General features: G+C 61.1%; 21 protein-coding genes. 9 read left to right on the forward strand and 12 right to left on the reverse strand.

What is annotated here, in order from left to right; all coding sequences use genetic code 11:
• Positions 1–231 precede the first annotated feature (231 nt).
• The gene (locus CLV74_RS04475) at positions 232–2511 is read right to left on the reverse strand and encodes an NADP-dependent malic enzyme (protein WP_106263016.1); all 2280 of its coding nucleotides are present in this window, start codon (positions 2509–2511) and stop codon (positions 232–234) included.
• Positions 2512–2708: 197 nt separating this feature from the next.
• Between CLV74_RS04475 and CLV74_RS04480 the strand changes: the two genes are divergently transcribed.
• The 6 genes from CLV74_RS04480 to CLV74_RS04505 all read left to right on the forward strand — a co-directional run bounded on the left by CLV74_RS04480 (position 2709) and on the right by CLV74_RS04505 (position 8364).
• Positions 2709–3104 carry a cytidine deaminase gene (locus CLV74_RS04480; RefSeq protein WP_106263017.1) on the forward strand — a complete coding sequence of 132 codons (396 nt, stop codon included), beginning with the start codon at positions 2709–2711 and terminating at the stop codon, positions 3102–3104.
• A complete protein-coding gene (locus CLV74_RS04485; protein WP_106263092.1) occupies positions 3104–4411 on the forward strand; it encodes a thymidine phosphorylase in 1308 nt (435 codons plus the stop codon). Before CLV74_RS04480 ends, CLV74_RS04485 begins: the two co-directional genes overlap by 1 nt.
• Entirely contained in the window at positions 4408–5619 is a 1212-nt protein-coding gene (locus tag CLV74_RS04490) for a phosphopentomutase (RefSeq protein ID WP_106263018.1), read from the forward strand. The genes CLV74_RS04485 and CLV74_RS04490 overlap by 4 nt, the downstream gene beginning before the upstream one ends.
• A complete protein-coding gene (locus CLV74_RS04495) occupies positions 5616–6614 on the forward strand; it encodes an adenosine deaminase (protein WP_106263019.1) in 999 nt (332 codons plus the stop codon). Before CLV74_RS04490 ends, CLV74_RS04495 begins: the two co-directional genes overlap by 4 nt.
• Positions 6611–7255: a uracil phosphoribosyltransferase gene (upp, locus tag CLV74_RS04500; protein ID WP_106263020.1), complete on the forward strand. Its 645-nt coding sequence runs from the start codon at positions 6611–6613 to the stop codon at positions 7253–7255. The genes CLV74_RS04495 and upp overlap by 4 nt, the downstream gene beginning before the upstream one ends.
• 221 nt (positions 7256–7476) lie before the next feature.
• The gene (locus CLV74_RS04505) at positions 7477–8364 is read left to right on the forward strand and encodes an SPOR domain-containing protein (protein WP_106263021.1); all 888 of its coding nucleotides are present in this window, start codon (positions 7477–7479) and stop codon (positions 8362–8364) included.
• A gap of 15 nt (positions 8365–8379) precedes the next feature.
• On the opposite strand, the gene CLV74_RS04510 is transcribed toward CLV74_RS04505, so the two are convergent.
• The 9 genes from CLV74_RS04510 to CLV74_RS04550 form a co-directional block, all read right to left on the reverse strand.
• Positions 8380–9405 (reverse strand): hypothetical protein, encoded by a 1026-nt coding sequence (locus CLV74_RS04510; RefSeq protein ID WP_106263022.1) that lies wholly within the window; start codon positions 9403–9405, stop codon positions 8380–8382.
• A gap of 67 nt (positions 9406–9472) precedes the next feature.
• The gene (locus CLV74_RS04515) at positions 9473–11098 is read right to left on the reverse strand and encodes an AMP-binding protein (protein WP_106263023.1); all 1626 of its coding nucleotides are present in this window, start codon (positions 11096–11098) and stop codon (positions 9473–9475) included.
• Positions 11099–11281: 183 nt separating this feature from the next.
• A complete protein-coding gene (locus CLV74_RS04520) occupies positions 11282–13480 on the reverse strand; it encodes a 3-hydroxyacyl-CoA dehydrogenase NAD-binding domain-containing protein (RefSeq protein ID WP_106263024.1) in 2199 nt (732 codons plus the stop codon).
• 32 nt (positions 13481–13512) lie between these two features.
• Entirely contained in the window at positions 13513–14724 is a 1212-nt protein-coding gene (locus CLV74_RS04525; protein WP_106263025.1) for an acetyl-CoA C-acetyltransferase, read from the reverse strand.
• Between the two features lie 35 nt (positions 14725–14759).
• Positions 14760–15398, reverse strand: a complete 639-nt coding sequence (locus tag CLV74_RS04530) for a glutathione S-transferase family protein (protein WP_106263026.1) — start codon at positions 15396–15398, stop codon at positions 14760–14762.
• A 254-nt stretch (positions 15399–15652) separates the two neighbouring features.
• Entirely contained in the window at positions 15653–15865 is a 213-nt protein-coding gene (locus tag CLV74_RS04535) for a hypothetical protein (protein WP_106263027.1), read from the reverse strand.
• A gap of 61 nt (positions 15866–15926) precedes the next feature.
• Positions 15927–17705 (reverse strand): acyl-CoA dehydrogenase C-terminal domain-containing protein, encoded by a 1779-nt coding sequence (locus CLV74_RS04540; RefSeq protein WP_106263028.1) that lies wholly within the window; start codon positions 17703–17705, stop codon positions 15927–15929.
• 33 nt (positions 17706–17738) lie between these two features.
• A complete protein-coding gene (locus CLV74_RS04545) occupies positions 17739–18146 on the reverse strand; it encodes a MerR family transcriptional regulator (RefSeq protein WP_106263029.1) in 408 nt (135 codons plus the stop codon).
• Between the two features lie 137 nt (positions 18147–18283).
• Entirely contained in the window at positions 18284–18661 is a 378-nt protein-coding gene (locus CLV74_RS04550; RefSeq protein WP_106263030.1) for a MerR family transcriptional regulator, read from the reverse strand.
• A 115-nt stretch (positions 18662–18776) separates the two neighbouring features.
• On the opposite strand from CLV74_RS04550, the gene CLV74_RS04555 reads away from it, so the two are divergent.
• From CLV74_RS04555 to CLV74_RS04565, 3 genes are read left to right on the forward strand one after another with little or no spacing between them, the layout of a single operon-like run.
• Entirely contained in the window at positions 18777–19205 is a 429-nt protein-coding gene (locus CLV74_RS04555) for a PaaI family thioesterase (protein ID WP_106263031.1), read from the forward strand.
• Positions 19202–19693: a PaaI family thioesterase gene (locus tag CLV74_RS04560; protein WP_106263032.1), complete on the forward strand. Its 492-nt coding sequence runs from the start codon at positions 19202–19204 to the stop codon at positions 19691–19693. Before CLV74_RS04555 ends, CLV74_RS04560 begins: the two co-directional genes overlap by 4 nt.
• Positions 19686–21005, forward strand: coding sequence for an MATE family efflux transporter (locus CLV74_RS04565; RefSeq protein ID WP_106263033.1), 1320 nt, complete (start codon positions 19686–19688; stop codon positions 21003–21005). The genes CLV74_RS04560 and CLV74_RS04565 overlap by 8 nt, the downstream gene beginning before the upstream one ends.
• 49 nt (positions 21006–21054) lie before the next feature.
• On the opposite strand, the gene CLV74_RS04570 is transcribed toward CLV74_RS04565, so the two are convergent.
• Entirely contained in the window at positions 21055–22113 is a 1059-nt protein-coding gene (locus CLV74_RS04570; protein WP_106263034.1) for a quinone-dependent dihydroorotate dehydrogenase, read from the reverse strand.
• Positions 22110–22451, reverse strand: a complete 342-nt coding sequence (locus CLV74_RS04575; RefSeq protein WP_106263035.1) for a DUF952 domain-containing protein — start codon at positions 22449–22451, stop codon at positions 22110–22112. The genes CLV74_RS04570 and CLV74_RS04575 overlap by 4 nt, the downstream gene beginning before the upstream one ends.
• Positions 22452–22516 lie beyond the last annotated feature (65 nt).

Genomic DNA, 22516 nt, shown 5'->3' on the forward strand with positions numbered 1-22516 from the left:
TTTGCAAACCCTCCGGCGCTATGCAATCGTATCATCAGATATTCAAGGATTTGCAAATTTTCGGAAGCGCGATGCAAATCTGGCGCAGGGTGCAAAGAGAATCACCCCTGAGGCGTAAAGGCTAGGCGAGTTGCACCCCAGCGGCCAGCAGGACCTTTCGGCCATACTGTATATACAACGCGAAAAGGGCCAGCGCAGTGGCTGGCCCTTTCAAGCTGTGTCGTGGTCGTTCTACCCGTAGTGGGCGACCGGCGTGCCTGCGATAGCGGCCATGTTCAGCAGCCCGCGCGAGGTGATCGAGTGGTTCACGATATGGGCGCGGTTGCCCATGCCCATCAGGATCGGACCCACTTCCAGACCGCCGCCTTTCATCTTGAGGATGTTGCGCACGCCTGATGCCGCATCCGCGTGGCCAAAGATCAGCACGTTCGCTGCGCCCTGTAGGCGGTTCTGCGGGTAGACGCGGTGGCACAGATCGGGGTCCAGCGCGGCGTCAATATTCATCTCGCCTTCATAGATAAAGTCGCGGGGGGCGCTATCCAGAATGTCGATGGCAGCACGCAGACGGCGGCCGGTGTCACATTCGGTCGAGCCGAACTGCGACTGGGCACAAAGCGCGATGCGCGGGGTCAGGCCAAAGCGTTTGACGTGGCGGGCCGCGCCGATGACGCTTTCCGCGATCTCCTCGGGCGAGGGGGTCGAGCGGACGTGGGTATCGGCGATGAAAAGCGGGCCATCTTCGAGGATCATCATCGAAAGGGCGCCGTGGGGGTGGTATTCACCACCACCCAAGATTTGCTGCACGTATTTCAGGTGCCAGCGGTATTCGCCAAAAGTGCCGCAGATCATGCTGTCCGCCTCGCCGCGCTGAACCATGATGGCCGCGATGGCGGTGGTGTTGGTGCGCATGATGGCACGGGCCAGATCGGGGGTGACCCCGTTGCGGCACATGATCTGGTGGTAGGTTTCCCAGTAATCGCGGTAGCGCGGGTCGTTCTCGGGGTTCACCAGATCGAAGTCGCGACCGTGACGGATGTTCAGGCCAAGACGTTCGCAGCGCATCTCGACCACTTCGGGGCGGCCGATGAGGATGGGCTTTTCGGTGGTCTCTTCCAGAATGGCTTGCGCGGCACGCAGGACGCGTTCGTCCTCGCCCTCGGCGAAGACGATGCTGCGCGAAGCCGAACGGGCGGCTTCGAACACGGGGCGCATCAGCATGGCCGATTTGAAGACCGACTGGTTCAGCTTTTGCTTATAGGTCTCAAGATCTTCCAGCGGGCGGGTGGCGACGCCGGTCTCCATCGCCGCTTTCGCGACCGAGCTGGAAACAACGCCCACAAGGCGCGGATCAAAGGGCTTGGGGATCAGGTAATCGGTGCCGAAGGTCAGCTGTTCGCCCTGATAGGCGGCGGCAGCCTCGGCGCTGGTGGTGGCGCGGGCAAGGGCGGCGATGCCGTCGATGCAGGCCAGCTGCATTTCGTCGTTGATCTCGGTCGCGCCTACATCCAGCGCACCACGGAAGATGAACGGGAAGCACAGAACGTTGTTCACCTGATTAGGGAAATCGCTGCGGCCCGTGGCGATGATCGCATCGGGGGCCACGCTGCGGGCCAGATCGGGCAGGATTTCAGGGTTCGGGTTGGCCAGCGCAAAGATGATCGGCTGTTTGGTCATCTTGGCGACCATTTCGGGCTTCAGCACGTTCGGGCCGGAAAGGCCAAGGAACAGGTCCGCCCCGTCAATCACATCGTCCAGCGTGCGCAGGTCGGACTTTTGCGCAAAAGCGGCCTTCTGCGGGTTCATGTCCACTTCGCGGCCTTCATAGACCAGCCCGTGGATGTCGCAGAGCCAGACGTTCTCACGCTTGACGCCCAGTTTCAGCAACATGTTCAGGCAGGCGATGCCCGCCGCGCCACCACCGGTCGAGACGATCTTGATGTCCTCGAAGGTTTTGCCCGCCACATGCAGCGCGTTAGTAGCCGCAGCGCCCACCACGATCGCGGTGCCGTGCTGGTCGTCGTGGAAAACGGGGATGTTCATCCGCTCGCGGCAGATCTTTTCAACGATAAAGCAGTCGGGGGCTTTGATGTCCTCAAGGTTCACCGCGCCGAAGGTCGGCTCAAGCGCGCAGACGATCTCGGCCAGCTTTTCGGGATCGCTTTCGTTCACCTCGATGTCGAAGGCGTCGATGTTGGCGAATTTCTTGAACAGAACCGCCTTGCCTTCCATCACCGGCTTTGAGGCCAGCGCCCCGATGTTGCCCAGACCCAGAACCGCCGTTCCGTTCGAGACCACCGCCACAAGGTTGCCCTTGGCCGTGTAGCGCGAGGCATTCTTCGGGTCATCCTTGATCTCTAGGCAGGCTTCGGCCACGCCGGGCGAGTAGGCGCGGCTAAGATCGCGACCGTTTGCCATCGGCTTGGTGGCGCGGATTTCTAGCTTACCGGGCTTGGGGTGTTCGTGGTAAAATAGAGCGGCTTGACGTTGGGTGTCGTTCTGCTGGTCGGACATATCCGTATCCCTCGGGGAATTTTTGTTTAGCGTTAAACTATTTTTTGAACCGTTGGAACCCACTGCTTCGGAAAACCTACGCTGCACTGCCGCAACCGGCAAGGATTAGCGCAACGGAAATCGGGTGAGGCCTTGCATAATTATCCTATCACATGTTCATTCAGATTTGACCGTTTGATCAAACACCGGAGGTCCTCATGTCGTTGAAACAAGGTGCATTGGATGTGCGTGAAAACGCCCATGTTCCCTATTCGAATTTCAAGGTCGGTGCGGCGATCCGTGATGCCGAGGGGCGCGTGCATTTGGGCTGCAATGTGGAAAACGTGGCCTATCCCGAGGGCACCTGTGCCGAGGCGGGCGCTATTGCCGCCATGTGCGCGGCAGGGGGCAACCGTCAGATCACCGAGGTCTATGTGGTCGCCGACAGCCCGACGCCGGTGACGCCCTGCGGCGGTTGCCGTCAGAAACTGGCCGAGTTCTCGGACGCTGAGGTCAAAGTCACTATGGCAAATCTTGAGGGGACCGAATTGGTCCTGACCGTGGGCGAGCTGCTGCCCGGTGTCTTTAGCCAATCCCACATGGATCGCGCATGATGCAGGTGCGCCGTGTTCTTGCCGATTTGCGTGCGGGGCGTCAGCCTGCCACGGATGACCTGCGGGTGTTCGCGCAAGGGCTGGCAAGTGGCGCGGTGACTGATGCTCAGGCCGGTGCCTTTGCGATGGGCGTTTGCCTTGGGGGCTTGGGCGACGCGGGCCGTGTCGCTTTGACCGAGGCGATGCGCGACAGTGGCGATGTGCTGGCGTGGGATATGCCGGGACCGGTGCTGGACAAGCATTCAACCGGCGGGCTGGGCGATTGCGTCAGCCTTGTGCTGGCGCCCGCCTTGGCGGCCTGCGGGGCCTATGTGCCGATGATCTCGGGGCGCGGGCTAGGGCATACGGGTGGTACGCTGGATAAGCTGGAAGCCATCCCCGGTTTCAATGTTGATGCCACTGAGGCGCAGTTGCGCCAGATCGTGGCGGATGTGGGCTGCGCGATTGTCAGCGCCTCGGGTCAGATCGCCCCTGCGGACAAACGCCTTTATGCGATCCGCGATATCAGCGGGACTGTGGATAGCATTGATCTGATCACCGCCTCGATCCTGTCGAAAAAGTTGGCGGCGGGGCTGCACAGTTTGGTGCTGGATGTGAAATGGGGCAGCGGAGCCTTCATGCAGACTATTGATGACGCACGGGCATTGGCGCAGTCCTTGGTCGGCACGGCCAATGCGGCGGGTTGCCGGACCTCTGGCTTGATCACCGATATGAACCAGCCGCTGGTGCGGTCCTTGGGCAATGCGCTTGAGGTGGCCGAGGTGATGCTGGAACTGACCGGCGCGGCCCGTGGTCCGCTGTTCGAGTTGACCTGCGCCTTGGGGGCCGAGGTTCTGGTGCTGAGCGGTCTTGCCGCGACTGTTGCCGAAGGCTGCGACAAGATTGCTATGGCGATCAACAGCGGCGCGGCAGCAGAGCGGTTTGACCGGATGGTTGCGGCCCAAGGCGGTCCAAAGGATTTCAGCGCCGAATGGGCGGCATTGATGCCAGAAGCGCCTGTGATCCGAGAGATTTACGCAGAGCGTCCCGGATTTGTGGCGGCGCTGGATGGGCGCGCTTTGGGCATGGCGGTGGTCGGCCTTGGTGGCGGGCGTCTGGTGGAAACCGACAAGGTGAACCCTGCGGTTGGCCTGTCGGACATGGTGCGGCTGGGGCATGAAGTGCAGCGTGGCAGCGTTCTGGCGCGGATCCATGCACGCAGCGAGGCGGACGCCGACAAGGCAGAGGCCGCCGTGCGGGCCGCGATCAACCTTGCTGATCACGTGCCAAAGGCGTGGCCGTTGATCGTGGAAAGGGTCGCTCCGTGACACGTTCTTTTCTTGTAGTGATCGATAGCGTCGGGATTGGCGGCGCGCCCGATGCGGACCGGTTCTTTAACGGGGACTTGCCCGATAAAGGGGCGAACACGCTGGCCCACATCGCGCAGGCCTGCGCTGAGGGGCGTGCGGAAGAGGGCCGCAGTGGCCCTCTGCGCTTGCCCCATCTGGATGCACTGGGGCTTGGCGCGGCCATCAGCTTGGCCAGCGGCGATATGGCCCCGAACCTCAGCGCCACGCCGCAAGGGCTGTGGGGTGCCGCGACCGAGGTCAGCCCGGGCAAGGATACTCCCAGTGGCCATTGGGAACTGGCAGGCGCGCCGGTGCCATGGGACTGGACCTATTTCCCCGACACGCTGCCTGCGTTCCCGCAAGACCTGATGGATTTCGTTGCCGAAAGCTGCGGGGCAGGGGGCACGCTGGGGAACTGCCATGCCAGCGGCACGGCCATTATCAACGAACTGGTGCAGCAGCACATCGAAAGCGGCTGGCCGATCTGCTATACCTCGGCCGATAGCGTGTTCCAGATCGCGGCGCACGAACAGCATTTCGGGCTAGAGCGGCTGCTGGATCTGTGCCGCGCGATTGCGCCGCGCCTGCATGACATGAAGGTTGGCCGCGTGATTGCCCGCCCCTTTGTGGGCGATGCGGCGCAGGGGTACACCCGCACCACCAACCGGCGCGACTTTGCCATCGCGCCCCCCAGTCCGACCCTGTGTGATTGGGCCTCAGGCGCGGGGCGCGAGGTGATCGCTGTTGGCAAGATCGGTGACATCTTCTCGATGCAGGGGATCACGCAGCTGCATAAGGGCAGTGACGTGCAGCTGATGGACCATCTGGACCGGCTGATTGATGATGCGCCCGAAGGCAGCCTGACCTTTGCCAATTTTGTTGAATTCGACAGCCTCTTTGGCCATCGCCGCGATGTGTCGGGCTATGCCCGCGCTCTGGAGTGGTTCGATGGGCGGCTGGGGGCGATCCTGCCGCGCATGCGGGACGGTGATTTGCTGCTGGTGACGGCAGATCATGGCAATGACCCCACGTGGGCGGGCACCGATCATACCCGCGAACGGGTGCCGGTGCTGGCCGCAGGTGTCGGTGCCCGCGCCATCGGGAATGTGGGTTTTGTGGACATCGCCGCCAGTGTTGCGGCCAATCTTGGAATACCGGCCAGCGGGCCGGGAAGGAGCTTTCTATGAACGACGCCGATGTGCGTGACACCCCCAAGGTCGAGCTGCACCTGCACATCGAAGGGGCTGCGCAACCTGATTTGATCCGCCAACTGGCGTTTGAAAAGAAGGTCGATATCAGCGGGATTTTTGATGCCAAAGGGGCCTACCGATATAAGGACTTCCTTGAATTCCTTCAGGTCTATGAGGCCGCAACCGAGGTCTTGAAAAGCCCCGATGATTTTCGCCGCCTGACCCTCTCGGTTTTGGAGAATTGCGCCGCGAACGGTGTGGTCTACGCCGAAAGCTTTCTGAGCCCTGAATTCTGCGGAGGTGGCGATGTGGCCGCGTGGCAGGAATATCTGCACGCGATGGAAGAAGGCGCTGCCGAGGCCGAAAAGAAGTTCGGCATTATCATGCGCGGCATCGTCACCTGCATCCGCCATTTCGGCCCTGATCGCGCCAAAGCCAGCGCCCTATGCGCGGCGGAAACCGCCGGTCACTTCATCACCGGCTTTGGCATGGGCGGGGACGAAAACAAGGGCAATCAGCGCGATTTCGCATGGTCCTACGACTGTGCCCGCGAGGCAGGCTTGGGCCTGACCACCCACGCCGGCGAATGGCGCGGCCCGCAAGAGGTGCGCGAAGCCATTGATGATCTGGGGGTCAGCCGCATCGGCCACGGGGTCCGTTGCATTGAAGACATGCGGCTGGTGGAACAACTGGCCGAAAAAGGCGTGGTGCTAGAGGTCTGCCCCGGGTCCAACGTGGCACTGGGTGTCTATCCTGACCTGAAGAGCCACCCGATTGAGCGTTTGCGGGGCTATGGCGTGAAAGTTACGGTTTCAACTGATGATCCGCCTTTCTTCCATACCACGATGCGGCAAGAGTACGAAAACCTCTCGCGCACCTTCGGGTGGGAGGACTGGCACTTTGCACAAATCAACCGCGATGCTGCCGAGGCCGCGTTCTGCGACGCCGCCACCCGTAAACGCATTCTTGACCGTCTGGAGGCCGCCGAATGACCCTTGCTTCTGATCAGAATCTGACCATCGTCAACCACCCGCTCGTCCAACATAAATTAACATTGATGCGCAAAAGTGGTACTTCCACTGGCGAATTCCGCCGCCTCCTGCGTGAGATCAGCCAGCTGCTGGCCTATGAGGTAACCCGCAATCTGGAGTTGACAGAAGAGACGATTGAAACCCCGATGTGCCAGATGCAGGCTCCGGTTCTGGATGGCAAAAAGCTGGCGTTGATCTCGATCCTGCGGGCGGGCAACGGTCTGTTGGATGGCGTTCTGGAACTGGTGCCTTCGGCCCGCGTGGGCTTTGTAGGCCTTTATCGGGACGAAGAAACACTGGAGCCCGTGCAATATTACTTCAAAGTGCCGGATGCATTGGGTGAACGACTGGTGATCGCCGTGGACCCGATGCTGGCCACCGGCAACTCGGCTGTGGCGTCGCTGGACCTGCTGAAAAAGGCGGGGGCGACGAACCTGTGCTTTATGTGCCTGCTGGCCGCGCCTGAAGGGGTCAAGACCCTGCACGCTGCACATCCTGACGTGCCGATCTACACCGCGTCACTTGATAGCCACCTGAACGAGAAAGGTTACATCGTTCCCGGTCTAGGCGATGCCGGAGACCGTATGTTCGGCACAAAGTGATGTGGTAGCTAGTTGCCTTAACCCTAACGATTGTGCATTCTAGGCGCGAATTGTTCGAGGGTTGACGAATGAAAAGACTAATTGCGGCTGCCACCGCGTGTCTTTTGGCCTCTACTGCTGCGTTTGCGCAGGTTCCGGCGAATTATCCGCCGGAAAGTTTTAAGGGCCGGCAATACGTAGATAGCGCCGGTTGTGCTTACATCCGGGCAGGCGTGGGCGACATGACCACATGGATCCCGCGCATGACCCGTGCGCGTGAACCCGTGTGCGGCATGACCCCGACCTTTGGGGCCCCTGTGACCGCCAAAGCGGCACCCGCGCCGACACCTGCTCCGGCTCCGGTCAAAGCGCCCGACCCGGCTGCGCCCAAAGTGGCTGCGGCTGCACCCAAAACGACGGGCCGCACCACCACCAAAGCGCCGATCAAGACCATTGCCTCTGCGCCTGCCCGCAAGGTGGCCCCTGCGCCCAAGGCGAAAAAGGTGCAGACCGTCGCGGCCCCTAGGGTTGTGGCGACCCAAACGGTTGTCGCCCCCAAAACGGTCGAGCCCGCACCGCGCACTGGCGTGATCGTGTGCCCGAACGCCTCGCAGAGCAGCAACGGCTATATTAACCAAGGTGATGTGCGCTGTGGTCCTCAGGACCTCGCGGCGACTTCGGTGATCGGCTACAAGAAGGCCGACGGGACCATCGTCTATGAGGCCCCTGAAGGCTATGTGAAGGTCTGGAAAGACGGGCGCCTGAACCCCCAGCGCGGTCCGCGGACCGAAACGGGTGATGCGCAGACCGATCAGGTCTGGACCCGCGATACGCCGCGCCAGTTGGTTGATCCGGCGTTGGCGCCTTCTGTGCAGGTGGCCTCGGTCGCAGGAACGCCCGTCAAGGCGCAGCAGATCGCAGGCAATTATGTGCAGGTCGGCACCTTTGGCGTACCCACCAACGCGCAACGCGCCGCGCAAAGCTTTGCTCAGGCCAATTATCCCGTGCGGATTATCGGGACCAAGAAAGGCATGCAGGTGGTGATCGTTGGTGCCCCCGCTGGTGGCAACGTACAGCAGACGCTGACCGCCGCCCGTGCAGCCGGTTTCATGGACGCATTCGTCCGCTAAGCCAAACCCTCAGGGTCAGCCTTCGCAGATATTCTGAAGGCTGATCCAGTCCCCGTCCGAGATCAGCGGCGGTGGAACTTTCCCCGCATATGGGTCAGCCTCGATCAATCCCAGAACGCTTTCGCCCGTGGTGTCCAATGCATAGGCATAGGGCGCAGCTGGCACGCCTGCGGCCTCAAACCCGTTCAGAATGGTGGGCAGAGGCAGGGGCGGCGGGCTTTGGGTCATCACCCATTCCGCATAGCTGTCCAGCGCACTGGCAGGCAGATCGCCCGAGGTCAGGAACCGCACAACCGAAATCAGGCTGGTGTGGTGCAGCAAGTCCCCCAACGGATCATCGCTGCGGGCGCGCTGTGCCTCGACCAGCGCGTATCCCGCGACAACGGCTGGGTCTTCATAGTCTTCTAGCAGGATCTTGTTCAGAACAATGGTGCCGCCGGGCAGGTAGGCTGCCTCGCGCGCGCCGCCAGGTACGACGACCAGCCGTAGGTTGGGGCGGTCAGGGAACAGGCGGGTCTTGAGGCGCACCAGTGCCGCGCTGCCCAAAGTGTCCTTGCAGCGGGGGCCGGTCACGCGGGTGATCCGGCTTAGCAATGCCTCGCCGATCTCGGCCCGTTTGACGCGGGGCGCGACCGTGACCGCATGATCGCGCAGGGCTTCTGGTAGCCAGAAGATGGCCAGCCCCAGCGCCGTTGCGGCAATCGTGCTGGTGATCAACCAGCGCACCCGCCCCGAGCGGGGCCGGTCCTTGTGGATCGCTTTACGCAGCTTTTCGATGGCGGCGATCATATCCACTTCGTCTTCGGGCAGTTCCAGCCGCTCAGAAGGATCGCCATCAGGATGGTAAATCGGTGGGGTCTGACCGGGGTTCAGGCGGGCCACCGCAGGGATGGCCCAATGGGCCAGCGCCCGACCACTGGTATCCATGATCACCAGCGTCGCATCCCCCAGCGAGACAACAACGTCGCGCCTTTGGGCATCCGGCCCTTCCCGCCAGATGCCAGTGGATTCCAACCGCTGGTAGCCCTTGAGTGCTGTCATGTCTGCCCGTTTATTCTTCTCTCAAGGCGATAGCACGGCTAACGGGGCGCGTCCATGCAGGCCTGCCTTACCCATCCCGAAGGCCTTTGCGCAGCTCGAATTTCTGGATCTTTCCTGTCGAGGTTTTCGGCAGTTCGCCAAACACCACCGCCTTGGGGCACTTGAAGCCAGCCAGATGTTCGCGCGTATAGGTGATCAATTCGGCCTCGGTCACCTCTGCGCCATCCTTCAGTTCGACGAAGGCACAGGGCACTTCGCCCCACTTTTCATCGGGTTTGGCGACCACTGCCACCAAAAGCACCGCCGGATGGCCCATCATGACGCCTTCCACCTCAACCGAGCTGATGTTCTCGCCGCCCGAGATGATGATGTCCTTGGCCCGATCCGCGATCTGCAGATAGCTGTCAGGATGCTGGACGGCGATGTCGCCGGAATGGAAATAGCCACCTGCAAAGGCCTCTTTCGTGGCGCGGGGGTTCTTCAGGTAGCCTTTCATGACGCCATTGCCGCGGAACATGATCTCTCCCTTGGTCTCGCTGTCACGGGCAATCGGGATCATGTCGTCGTCCATGGCGATGGCCTCTTCGATGCAGGGCATCGCCACCCCTTGGCGGGCCTTGATTGCGGCGCGGGCTTTGCCTTCCAGAGGCTCCCATTCGGCGCGCCAAGTGCATTCGGTGGCGGGACCGTAAACCTCGGTCAGACCGTAAACTTGCGTGATGTTGAAGCCCATCGGCTCGATGGCGGCCAGTGTGGCGGGCGCGGGAGGAGCGCCCGCGGTAAACACCTCGACCACATGGTCGAAATCGCGGCGTTCGCTGTCCTTGGCGTTGACCAGCATGTTCAGCACGATCGGCGCGCCGCCAAAATGGGTCACGCCCTCATCCGCGATGGCGTTGTAGATCGCAGGGGCGGTGATGTCGCGGCAACAAACCAAGGTGCCCCCCAACAGCGGCATCATCCACGTGTGGCACCAGCCGTTGCAGTGGAACAATGGCACGATGGTTAGATAGACAGGGTGCAACACCATGCGCCAGCTGACCACCTGCGACATCGCATTCAGATGGGCGCCGCGATGGTGATAGACCACACCCTTGGGTCGCCCCGTCGTCCCGCTGGTATAATTCAGCGAGATGCTCTCCCATTCATCTTCAGGCATGACCCAGACAAAGTCCGGATCGCCATCGGCCAGCAGCGCCTCATATTCCGTGTAATGGCCGTGGCTGTGAACACCGGCCTGATCGTCCGCCACTTCGATGATAATAGGCGGCTCGCCTTCCATCCGCTCGATGGCACTGGCGGCCAACGGCAGGAACTGCGGGTCACACAGCAGAACCTTCGCCTCGCCATGATCAAAGATATAAGCGACCGTGTCGGGATCCAGACGGGTGTTGATCGTATTCAATACCGCGCCACAGGCCGGCACCCCGAAATGGGCCTCGGCCTGCGCGGGCAGGTTCGGCAGCAGGGTCGCGACAACGTCACCGGATTTCACACCCAGCCCCACCAGCCCCGAGGCCAGACGGCTGACCCGTTCATGATACTGGGCATAGGTCTTGCGATGGGTGCCATAGACCACGGCTAACTGGTCCGGAAACACCTCGGCTGCCCGCCGCAAGAACGACAATGGCGTCAGCGGAACATGGTTCGCCGTGCATTTCTCCAAGCCTGTTTCATCTCGCAACCAACCCATACGCTCTCTCCCCTCGCGACGGTCTATCCTTGCTGCGGATCATTGCTTGGGAATGGGGAAAGGCCAAGGACCGATAGCGCAGATCAAACCTTCTTTATTGCCCAAATACTCAAAACGCCGCCCCGAAGGGGCGGCGTCGGTCCGATCCGCAAGGATCGGAAACACTTGGTAAATCCAAAGCGATCAGGCTGCGAAGGCCGCGCCCTCGCCATAGGCTTTGTAAAAGCTGCCGTTCTTTTCGGCCATCTGGCGCAACAGGGCAGGGCAGGCAAAGCGGGCACCGAACTTCTCGGTCAGCTGATCGCAGACCTCGGCGGCAAAGGGTGCGCCGATGATGTCCAGCCAGCTGAAGGGGCCGCCCGACCAAGGCGCAAAGCCCCAGCCAAGGATCGCGCCCACATCGCCTTCGCGGATGTCTTCCAGCACGCCTTCTTCGAAGGCACGCACCGCTTCCAGAACCTGAGCCATCAGCAGACGGTGCTGGACTTCGTGCAGATCAGGCTGCGCGTCGGCATGGGGGTATTTCTGACCCAGACCTTCCCACAGACCGGTACGCTTGCCCTTTTCGTCATAGGCATAGAAGCCAGCGGCTGATTTGCGGCCTAGACGCCCTTCGTCCGCCAGCCAGAACAGCACCTCATCCACATCGTCGTTGGCGTAGTCTGCACCCATCGCGGCCTTGGTCGCCTTGGCGATCTTGACGCCCAGATCGATCGAGGTCTCATCGGTCAGCTGTAGCGGCCCCAAAGGCATACCGACCAGCTTGGCGGCGTTCTCGATCAGGGCAGGGCTGACGCCCTCGTGCACCATACGGATGCCTTCGTTGATGTAGGGGATGATGCAGCGGTTCGCGTAGAAGAAGCGCGCGTCATTCACCACAATCGGTGTCTTGCGGATCTGGCGTACGTAGTCCAGCGCCTTGGCCACGGCCACATCGCCGGTCTTCTGACCCTTGATGATCTCGACCAGCATCATCTTCTCGACAGGGCTGAAGAAGTGGATGCCGATGTATTTCTCGGGCCGCTTCGAGGCCTTGGCCAGTTCCGAGATCGGCAGGGTCGAGGTGTTGGTGGCAAAGATGCAGTCCTCACCGATCACGGCCTCGACCTGAGCGGTCACTTCGGCCTTGATGGCGGGGTCTTCGAACACGGCCTCGATGATCAGATCACAGCCTGCCAGCGCCTGATAGTCGGTGGTGGCGGTGATGCGTGACAGCACCTGTTCTTTCTTTTCGGGCGTGGCTTTGCGCTTGGCAATGCCCTTGTCCATGTAGCTGGCGGTATAGTCGCGGCCCCGATCGGCAGCGGCCTGATCGCGGTCCAGCAGAACCACCTCGATCCCCGCCTGAGCGGACACCAGAGCGATCCCCGCACCCATCATCCCCGCGCCCAGAACGCCAACTTTCTTGACGGTCTGATCGGCAACGTCAGGACGGTTTGCACCCTTTTCCAGCTTTTCCTTGTTGATGAACAGGGACCGGATCATCGCGCCCGAACTGGGGTTCATCAGAACATGGGTGAACCAGCGGGCCTCGATCTTGAGGGCGGTGTCAAAGGGCACCATCGCGCCTTCATAGACCGCCGAGAGCAGAGCCTTGGCTGCCGGATAGACGCCCTTGGTGTTGCCGTTGACCATGGCTGAGGCCCCCACGAAGGTCATGAAACCCGCAGGGTGATAGGGCGCGCCGCCGGGCATCTTGTAGCCCTTGGCGTCCCATGGCTTCACGATGTCTTTGTCGGTCGCCGACAGGACCCAAGCACGGGCGTCGGCCATCGGGTCAGCGCTGACCTCGTCGATCACACCCAGCATCTTGGCCTTCTTGGGGGCGTTCAGCTTGCCTTCCAGCAGCAGCGGCGCTGCCGCCATCGCGCCCATCTTGCGCACCAGTCGGGTGGTGCCGCCCGCACCGGGGAAGATGCCGACCATGATTTCGGGCAGGCCGATCTTGGCCTTGTCGTTGTCGGCGGCAAAGATGCGGTGGCACGACAGGGGCAGCTCTAGCCCGATCCCCAGCGCGGTGCCTGGTAGAACAGCGGCCACAGGCTTGCCGCCCTTGTTGGTCTTGGGGTCCATGCCCGCGCGTTCGATTTTGCGCAGTAGACCATGCATGTTCATGATGCCGTCAAAGAGGCCCTGAGCGGGGTTGTCGCCCGCACTGTCCTTCATCTTGGCGATGATGTTCAGGTCCATGCCGCCAGCGAACGTGTCCTTGCCGCTGGTGATGATGATGCCTTTCACAGCCTCATCCGCCAGCGCGTCATCGACCAGATCGTTCAGTGCTGCTAGACCTTCCAGCGACAGCACGTTCATCGACTTTTCTTTGACGTCCCAAGTGATCGTTGCGATCCCTTCGGCGTCTTTAACCATAGTGAAATCGGTCATTTCGAATTCCTCCTCGCAGGTCTTGCGCCCGCTTAAACCCGTTCGATGATGGTGGCTGCGCCCATGCCGCTGGCAACGCAGAGGGTGGCAAGGCCGGTGCTTTTGCCCGTCCGCTCCAGCTCGTCCAGCAGGGTGCCGATGATGATCGCGCCCGAGGCCCCCAGCGGGTGGCCCATCGCAATCGCGCCGCCGTTCACGTTCAGCTTGGAATGATCCACGTTGAAGCGCTGCATAAAGCGCAGGACCACGGCGCTGAACGCCTCGTTTACCTCGAAGAGGTCAATGTCGCTGATCGACATGCCGCTTTCGCGCAGGATCTTTTCAGTGACAGGCACGGGGCCGGTCAGCATGATGGTCGGATCGGTGCCGATCTTGGCCGTCGCGCGAATAACTGCGCGGGGCTTCAGACCGTGACGCTCGCCGAATTCTTTCGAGCCAACCAGAACGCCTGCCGCACCATCCACAATGCCGCTGCTGTTGCCCGCGTGGTGGATGTGGTTGATCCGCTCAAGATGCGGGTATTTCATCAGTGCGATCTTGTCGAAACCGGGCATCACCTCGCCCTGATCCTTGAAGCTGGCCTTCAGCGCGCCAAGCGCCTGCATGTCAGTGCCGGGGCGCATGTATTCGTCATGGTCCAGAATGATCAGACCGTTCACATCACGCACTGGAATGACCGAGTTGCCAAAGCGGCCCGCCGCCCATGCCTCGGCAGCGCGGCGCTGGGATTCCACGGCAAAGGCATCGGCGTCGTCACGGCTGAAACCGTATTCGGTGGCGATGATGTCAGCGGCAATGCCCTGTGGAACAAAGTAGTGATCCATGGCCACGGTAGGGTCTACTGCCACGGCGGCGCCATCGCTGCCCATGGCCACGCGGCTCATCATTTCAACGCCGCCGGCGATATAGGCATCGCCCGAACCGCCCTTGATCTGGTTGGCTGCCAGATTGACGGCCTCCATACCGGATGCGCAGAAACGGTTGATCGACAGGCCTGGTACATTCTCGGCCAGATCCGACGCCATGACGGTGGTGCGCGCCAGACAGCCGCCCTGTTCCATCACTTGGGTCGCGTTGCCCCAGATCACGTCCTCGAATTCATCACCGGTCAGATCCGAGCGCTCTTTCAGCGCGTTCAGAACCGTTGCGCCCATGCGCACTGCGGTCACCTCATGCAGGCTGCCATCCTTGCGGCCCTTGCCGCGCGGGGTGCGCACTGCGTCATAGATAAAGGCGTCAGCCATCTGCCTCTCCTCTTGGTCAGATAATTGTATTGGTGTCAGGCCCGATCACTGGGATTGCCGGGCATGAGATCATAGGGGTGCTTCCAACCGGGCTGAGCGCTGATGCGGCTCAGCCAGGCGTCGATATTGGGCCAGTCCGCGCGGTCAAACCCGAATGGCTCGGGGTAGTAGAGATAGCCGCAGCAGGTCAGATCGGCATTGGTGATACTGTCGCCGACGATCCAGTCGCGGCCGGCAAGATGTTTATCCAAAACCGCATAGGCCGCTGTGACGCGGGCAGTTGTAAAGGCGATCACTTCTTGCGGGCGCTTTTCTTCGGGAAGAAAATTCATCAGAAACCGCAACATACCAACTTGACCAGAAAGCTTATGGTTGTCCCAGATCTGCCAGCGCAGAATCTCGCGCTTTTCCGCGTCCGAGGTGCCGCCGAACTTGCCCGTCTTTTCGCTCAGATACTGCTGGATCACGGCCGACTGGCTCAGCTTCAGATCGCCGTCGACCAGAACCGGCGCTTCGCCCATCTCATTGACGTTCGCGCGATAATCTTCGCTGCGCGTCTCGCCCTTGAAAAAGTCGATAAAGACCGGCTCCCAATCCGCGCTGGACAGGGCCAGCGTAAGGGCCACTTTGTAGGAATGGCCGCTTTCACCAAAGCAGTGCAGTTTCATCGTCATCGCGTTCCTCCGGTCATGGCGCATTTGGAAAAACCAGCGCCGTGAGTATTTGGGCAATAAAGAAGCCCATTTTCTCGTAGGAGGGTAACGAGGCGTTTACCCCGATGACCCATTCTCTGTTCGGGCAGCGCCTTTTCCCATGATGTACCGCAGTCGCAACGGGCGACCCGATCCGGCATGGGCGCTGCCTCTTTCATCTTGGACCAAATACCTTCGCGCCGAAGGCGTCCTGTGATCTCCACAGGCGCGCCGGTTTATCGTTTGCGTGCGTCCAGTTCCCCGTTGAACAGGCGCAGGCGGTGGGGAAAGCGTTCTTCGTGCATGATGCTGTCGAAGTTCTCGAAGATGAACGAGAGGGCTTCCCCTTCTTCCAGACCCGCTTCTTGGGCGAACCGCTTCAGGCGGCGGTAGCCGTCCTCGCTCATGGCGATGGGAAAGCGGCGGGTCAGGCGGAGGCGTTTGGGCATTTGGTACTCTTCTTACTGATCGTCATAGGCTGGCCAGAGAACCGGCCAGCCCTGTGGCTGATCAGAAGTTGGCGGCCTCCAGCGTCATCACCGTATCAGCGCCTGTCTCGATACGCGACAGGTGGAGTGCAGTGGCGGGCAATTGGCGGGCCATGTAGAAACGGCCGGTTTCGATCTTGGTCTTGTAGAACTCCTGATCGCCGGTCCCGCTTTCCAGCGAGGCATAGGCCGCTTTTGCCATTTGCGACCAGACCAGACCCAGACAGACATGACCGAAGAGGTGCATGAAGTCATAGCTGCCGGCCAGCGCGTTGTGCGGGTTTTTCATGCCGTTCTGCATGAAGTACATGCCTGCTGCCTGAAGGTCCTTGCTGGCCTTTTTCAGGGGATTAAGGAAGCCTGCTTTCAGGGCCTCGTTGCCTTCGTTCTCTTTGATGAAGGTTTTCACCATGTCGAAGAAGGCCATGATGGTCTTGCCGCCGTTCATTGCCAGCTTGCGGCCCACAAGGTCCAGCGACTGGATGCCGTTGGTGCCTTCATAGATCATGGTGATGCGGGCATCGCGGACGAACTGTTCCAGCCCCCACTCCTTGGTGAAGCCCGACCCGCCAAGGGTCTGCTGGGCCAGAACGGTGGTCTCGAACCCTTTGTCGGTCAGGAAGCCTTTGATGACGGGGGTCAGCAGCGAGACCATGTTGTCGGCCTCTTTGTCGCCTTTGCGGTGGGCGGCGTCGATCATCTGGGCGCCCCAGAAGGCAAACGCGCGGGCGCCTTCGACAAAGCTCTTCTGCATCAAGAGGTTCCGGCGCACGTCGGGGTGGACGATGATCGGATCAGCGGGGCCATCGGGGTTCTTGACGCCGGTGACTTCGCGCCCTTGCAGGCGCTCGCGGGCAAAGCCCAGAGCGTTCTGGTAGGCAACCGCGCCTTGGGCATAGCCTTGCAGGCCAACGCCGATGCGGGCTTCGTTCATCATGGTGAACATGGCGCGCATGCCTTTGTGCATTTCGCCAATCAAGTAGCCAGTGGCACCGTCATAGTTCATCACGCAGGTGGCGTTGCCGTTGATGCCCATCTTGTGCTCAAGCCCGCCGCAGCTGACGGCGTTGCGCTCACCCAGACTGCCGTCTTCGTTCACCATGAACTTGGGCACGATGAAAAGAGAGATGCCTTTCGTGCCTTCACCACCGCCCGGTGCCTTTGCCAGCACCAGATGGATGATGTTGTCGGTCATGTCGTGCTCGCCCGCCGAGATCCAGATCTTGGAGCCGGTGATCTTGTAGCTGCCATCATCCTGAGGCTCGGCCTTGGTGCGGATCAGGCCCAGATCGGTGCCGCAGTGGGGCTCGGTCAGGTTCATGGTGCCGGACCATTTGCCTTCGATCATGTTGGGCAGGAACTTGGCCTTTTGCTCGGGCGAGCCATGGGTCTGGATCGCCGAGATCGCCCCGTGGCTGAGGCCCTGATACATGTTGAAGGCCATGTTGGCGGATACGAACATTTCGCTCACAGCCGAGTTCATCAGGTAGGGCATGCCCTGACCGCCGTATTCGGGGTCACAGTCCAGACCGATCCAACCGCCTTCGCGCATCTGGTCATAGGCTGCCTTGAAGCCTTCGGGTGTACGAACCACGCCGTTCTCCAAGGTGCAGCCCTGTTCGTCGCCCACCTTGTTCAGGGGCGCCAGAACGTTTTCCGACAGCTTCGCGGCTTCGTCCAGAATGGCCTGCGTGGTGTCGCGGTCCATTTCGTCATAACCGGGAATATCCGAGCCCGAGACGTTCAGCACCTCGTGCAGGATGAACTGCATGTCTTTGGTCGGAGCGGTGTAGGTAGGCATGTGTTCTCTCTCTCCCTGAATGCAGACCGAGGGCTACTCGGCAGCCTTCTTGTTGTCCTGTTGCTGAAGCGAGAGGATGACTTTCTCGCCCCATTTGAGTTGGTCTTTGAGGTCTTCGATGGCCTCTGTCAGTTCGTCGCGCTGCTGTTCCATGTCGCGCAGGCGTTCTTTGCCGATTTCATAAGAGCGGGACAGCTGGGTCAGCTGTTGATCACCCATGTGATACAGGTCCAGAAGCTGGCGGATTTCCTCGAGGCTGAAGCCGAACCGTTTGCCACGCAAAATCAGTTTCAGACGCGCGCGGTCGCGCTTGGTGAAAAGCCGCTTCTGCCCATCGCGGATGGGGAAAATCAGCTCTTTCGCCTCATAGAAACGCAGGGTGCGCGGGGTCACATCGTAGGCCTCGCACATCTCGCGGATGGTCATAATCTTGTCGTTCATTCGTCTCTCCCGTGGGATGCGATCCGAAACGCAGATAGCGTCTGGGCATCACGATACAACGGGAGTTTACGTTTACGTAAACGATACGTCACGTCACTTTGTGGTGTGACGGAGGGTCATTTTTTGAACTGAACGGTTTAGACTGCTTTTTTCAGCGCTTCGGCCGTGTCATCGCGCAATTGCTGCAATTCCTTGCGGGCCAATTCCAGTTGCGCCTGTTGTTCGGCCAGTTCCTTCAACTGCCCGTCGGCCATGACGATCCATGCCTCCATCTGGGCCGTTGTGCCTTCTTTTTCATAGATCAGCAGCCACTGGCGGATGTCTTCCAGTTGAAAGCCAAAGCGCCGTCCACGCAGAATCAGTGTCATGCGCGCAATCTCTTTGGGGCCATAGAACCGCGACCGGCCTTCGCGCTCGGGGGCGAGAAGCTCGATATATTCGTAATAGCGCAAGGTTCGCGGCGTCACATCGAACTTGGCGCACATTTCTTTAAAGCTTAGACGGGGTTCGGTCATGGTCATCCTCCACTTGGCGCGGAGGGTAGGGCGAAGTTTCATGCAGGGCAACCAGCGCTCTTTACTGTGACGCCGCGATGTTCTCATATTCAGGGCGAATAGCAGGGAGACGGCAATGACCGCAGATAAGGCCAAGCTTGCGGCCCAGTTTATCGAGGCGATTCCGCATTCGCGTGCGCTGGGAATGAAGCTGACCGGAATCGGGGATGGCGAAGCCACGATCGAAATGCCCTATAGCGAAAGGCTGATTGGCGATCCCGAAACAGGGGTGATCCACGGGGGCGCTGTCTCGGCGCTGATGGATACGTGCAGTGGCGCCGCCGTCATGAGCCATCCTGACGGGCCGAAGGCCACCGCGACCATCGATCTGCGGATCGACTACATGCGTGCCGCAACACCGGGTCAGACCATCCGCACACGGGCCTATTGTTATCATGTGACCCGCGCCGTGGCCTTTGTTCGCGCCGAGGCGGTGGATGATGACCCGGACCGTCCTGTTGCCACCGCCACTGGTGCCTTTACTTTTGAGAGGTCCAAAGCATGAGCCGTCCCCGTCCCGAACCCGTTCAGGTCGTCAAGCAGCGGCGCGATGCGGCGCTGGCCGCTTTGGTGGCACGTGTGCCCTACATCCAGTTTCTCGGCGTGACCTTTGACCGTCGCGGGGATGAGCTGACCGCCATCATGCATTATGATGACAAGCTGATCGGCAACCCCATGCTGCCCGCCATTCACGGTGGGGCCACGGCAGCCTTTCTGGAAACCACTGCGATCATCGAGCTTGGCTGGAACCAGATCTGGCAGGAGATCGAGACCGAGGGTAATGAACTGCCCCCCCTGCGCCTGCCGCGCACGATTGATTTCACCGTGGACTATCTGCGATCCGGCCTGCCGCGGGATGCTTATGCGCGGGCGCGGATCAATCGCGTGGGTCGCCGCTATGCCAGCGTCCACGTTGAGGCATGGCAAGACAATCGCGATAAGCTGTTCGCGCAGGCCACCGGCCATTTCATGATGCCGCAACTGAATGACTGAGACACTGCGCGAGGTCACGCACCGCCGCGTTCTGAAGATCGCGGCGCCGATTGTGTTGTCAAATGCGACTGTGCCGATCTTGGGCGCGGTGGATACGGGCGTTGTCGGGCAGATGGGGCTGGCCGCGCCGATTGGGGCAGTGGGCGTGGGTGCGGTGATGCTGACCAGCGTTTACTGGATCTTCGGGTTCCTGCGTATGGGCACCACCGGCTTTGTCAGTCAGGCCGCAGGGGCAGGGGACCGGTCTGAGGTGGCTGCCCTTTTGACCCGTGTCCTGATGATTGCGCTGGTGGGGGGGCTTGCCCTGATCGCGCTGCAAGGGGTGATCTTTGATCTGGGGTTCCGGCTGGCCCCCGCCTCGGACGAGGTCGAGGCACTGGCCCGCGAATATATGTCCATCCGCATCTGGTCCGCGCCTGCGCCGATTGCCCTTTATGGCATCACCGGCTGGTTGATCGCGCAAGAGCGGACGCGGGGCGTGTTGGTGATCCAGCTATTGATGAACGGCATGAACATCCTGCTGGATTTGCTGTTCGTGCTGAAACTGGGCTGGGGCGTGCAAGGGGTGGCCTATGCCACGCTGCTGGCAGAACTGTCCGGTCTGGCCGTGGGCCTATGGCTGTGCCGTGCGGCGTTCAACGTGCCTGCATGGCGGGACTGGCAGCGTGTTTTTGACACTGCTCGTCTGCGGCAGATGGCGTTGGTGAATACTGACATCCTGATCCGCTCGGCCCTGCTGCAAGGCATCTTTGTCAGCTTTATCTTCCTCAGTTCCGACTTTGGCGATGTGTCGCTGGCGGCCAACCAAGTGCTGTTGCAGTTCCTTAGCATCACCGCCTATGCGCTGGACGGTTTCGCCTTTGCTGCCGAGGCGCTGGTGGGTGTGGCCTTTGGCGCGGGCAGTGTCAGCCATCTGCGCAAAGGGGCGGTCTATGCCTCGGTCTGGGCGGCGGGGGCGTCGGTGCTGATGGCGCTGGGATTTGCACTGGCGGGGGGCTGGATCATTGATCTGATGGCCAAGGCACCTGACGTGCAAGAGGCGGCCCGCATCTATCTGCCGTGGATGGTCGCCGCGCCTTTGGTGGGGGTGGCAGCGTGGATGCTGGACGGCATCTTTATCGGTGCGACCCGTAGTCAGGACATGCGCAACATGATGGTGGTCAGCTTTCTGATTTATGTGGGCGCGGTGCTGGTGCTGGTGCCGATGTTCGGCAATCACGGCCTTTGGATGGCGATGCTGATCAGCTTTGTGGTACGGGGCATCACGCTGGGGCTGCGCTATCCCGCGCTAGAACGGGCTGCCCTGAAATAGCAAAACGCCGCGCGGGTGGCGCGGCGTTTCATCAGTCCGGTAAGGCGCGTTACAGCCAGTCGCCGCGCCCTGATCCCACCGCTTGGCCGATGTTGCCAAAGCCGTCGCGCAGCAGGAAACCGTCCAGCCCTTCAAGGATGTCTTCCACCAGCGAAAGCCCCTCATAAACCAGTGCCGAATAGATCTGCAGCGCCGAGGCCCCCGCACGGATCTTGGCATAGGCTTGCTCGGCGTTGCCGATGCCGCCCACACCCACCAGCGGGATTTTCCCTTCGGTCAGCACAGACAGTTGCGCCAGAACGCGGGTGGATTTTTCAAACAGAGGCTGGCCCGACAGACCGCCCATCTCACCTGCTTGGGCGCTTTTAAGACCATCACGGGACAGGGTGGTGTTGGTGGCGATGATCGCGGATAGCTTGGCCTCAATGGCGACCTCGGCGATCTCGGCCAATGCATCGTGATCCAGATCGGGGGCGATCTTCAGGAAGATGGGGATCGGCTTGTCCAGACCCGCGTTTGCTTCCATCACACCGGCCAGTAGCGCCGACAGTGCCTCGCGCCCTTGCAGGTCACGCAGCTTTTCCGTGTTGGGAGAGCTGACGTTCACCGTGGCAAAATCCAGATACTGGCCGCATTTCGCCAGCACCTTCGCGTAATCGCCGGCGCGGTCGTCACTGTCCTTGTTCGCACCAAGGTTCAGACCGATCACCGCGTCCTTGGGGCGGTTCGCCAGACGCTCGGCCGCGACGACCATGCCTTCGTTGTTAAAGCCAAAGCGGTTGATGACACCTTTGTCTTCGCTCAGGCGGAACAGACGCGGGCGGGCGTTGCCGGGTTGGGCGCGGGGCGTGATGGCACCCACCTCAAGAAAGCCGAAGCCCACTTTGGACAGGGGCGCGAGCGCCACGGCGTTCTTGTCGAAGCCTGCCGCAAGACCCAAAGGGTTGGCCAGAGGAAGGCCCGCCAGCTTGGTGGTCAAACGCGGAGACTTCACCACGCCGGGGCGCGGGGCCAGTCCGCTTTGCAACGCCTTCAGCGCCAGACCGTGGGCGGCCTCGGGGTCGAACGAACGGATCGCCCGCATTCCGATCTTTTCGATCAGCTTCATGTCATGTCCTCAGGGAATTGATGCAGCCCGTCGGGGCCAAGGGGCAGCGGCTTGTGCCACAGCACGTCTTCCATCTGTAACGCACGGTAAAGATGAGGGAACAGAGCCCCGCCGCGCGACGGCTCCCAGCGCAGATCGCCATCCATCCTGTCGGTCTCTACCGCCAGCAACACCAGTCCTTCGGCACCGGCGAAATGCTTGGCCGCTGTCTCGGCCGCCTGTTTGGCGGTCGAGAAATGGATATAGCCGTCCGTGACATCCACCGGCGCGCCGATGGTCTCGCCCTGAGACTGCAAAAGGGCCCACTCGGGGGCGCGAAAGATCTTGTAAATCAGCATATGGCGGTGATGGCCCCTGCGCGTCCCCACGTCAAGTTCACAAAGGTGTCGTCGATTGAGAGCTA

The organism is Donghicola tyrosinivorans, assembly GCF_003003355.1.
Taxonomy (GTDB): Bacteria; Pseudomonadota; Alphaproteobacteria; order Rhodobacterales; family Rhodobacteraceae; genus Donghicola; species Donghicola tyrosinivorans.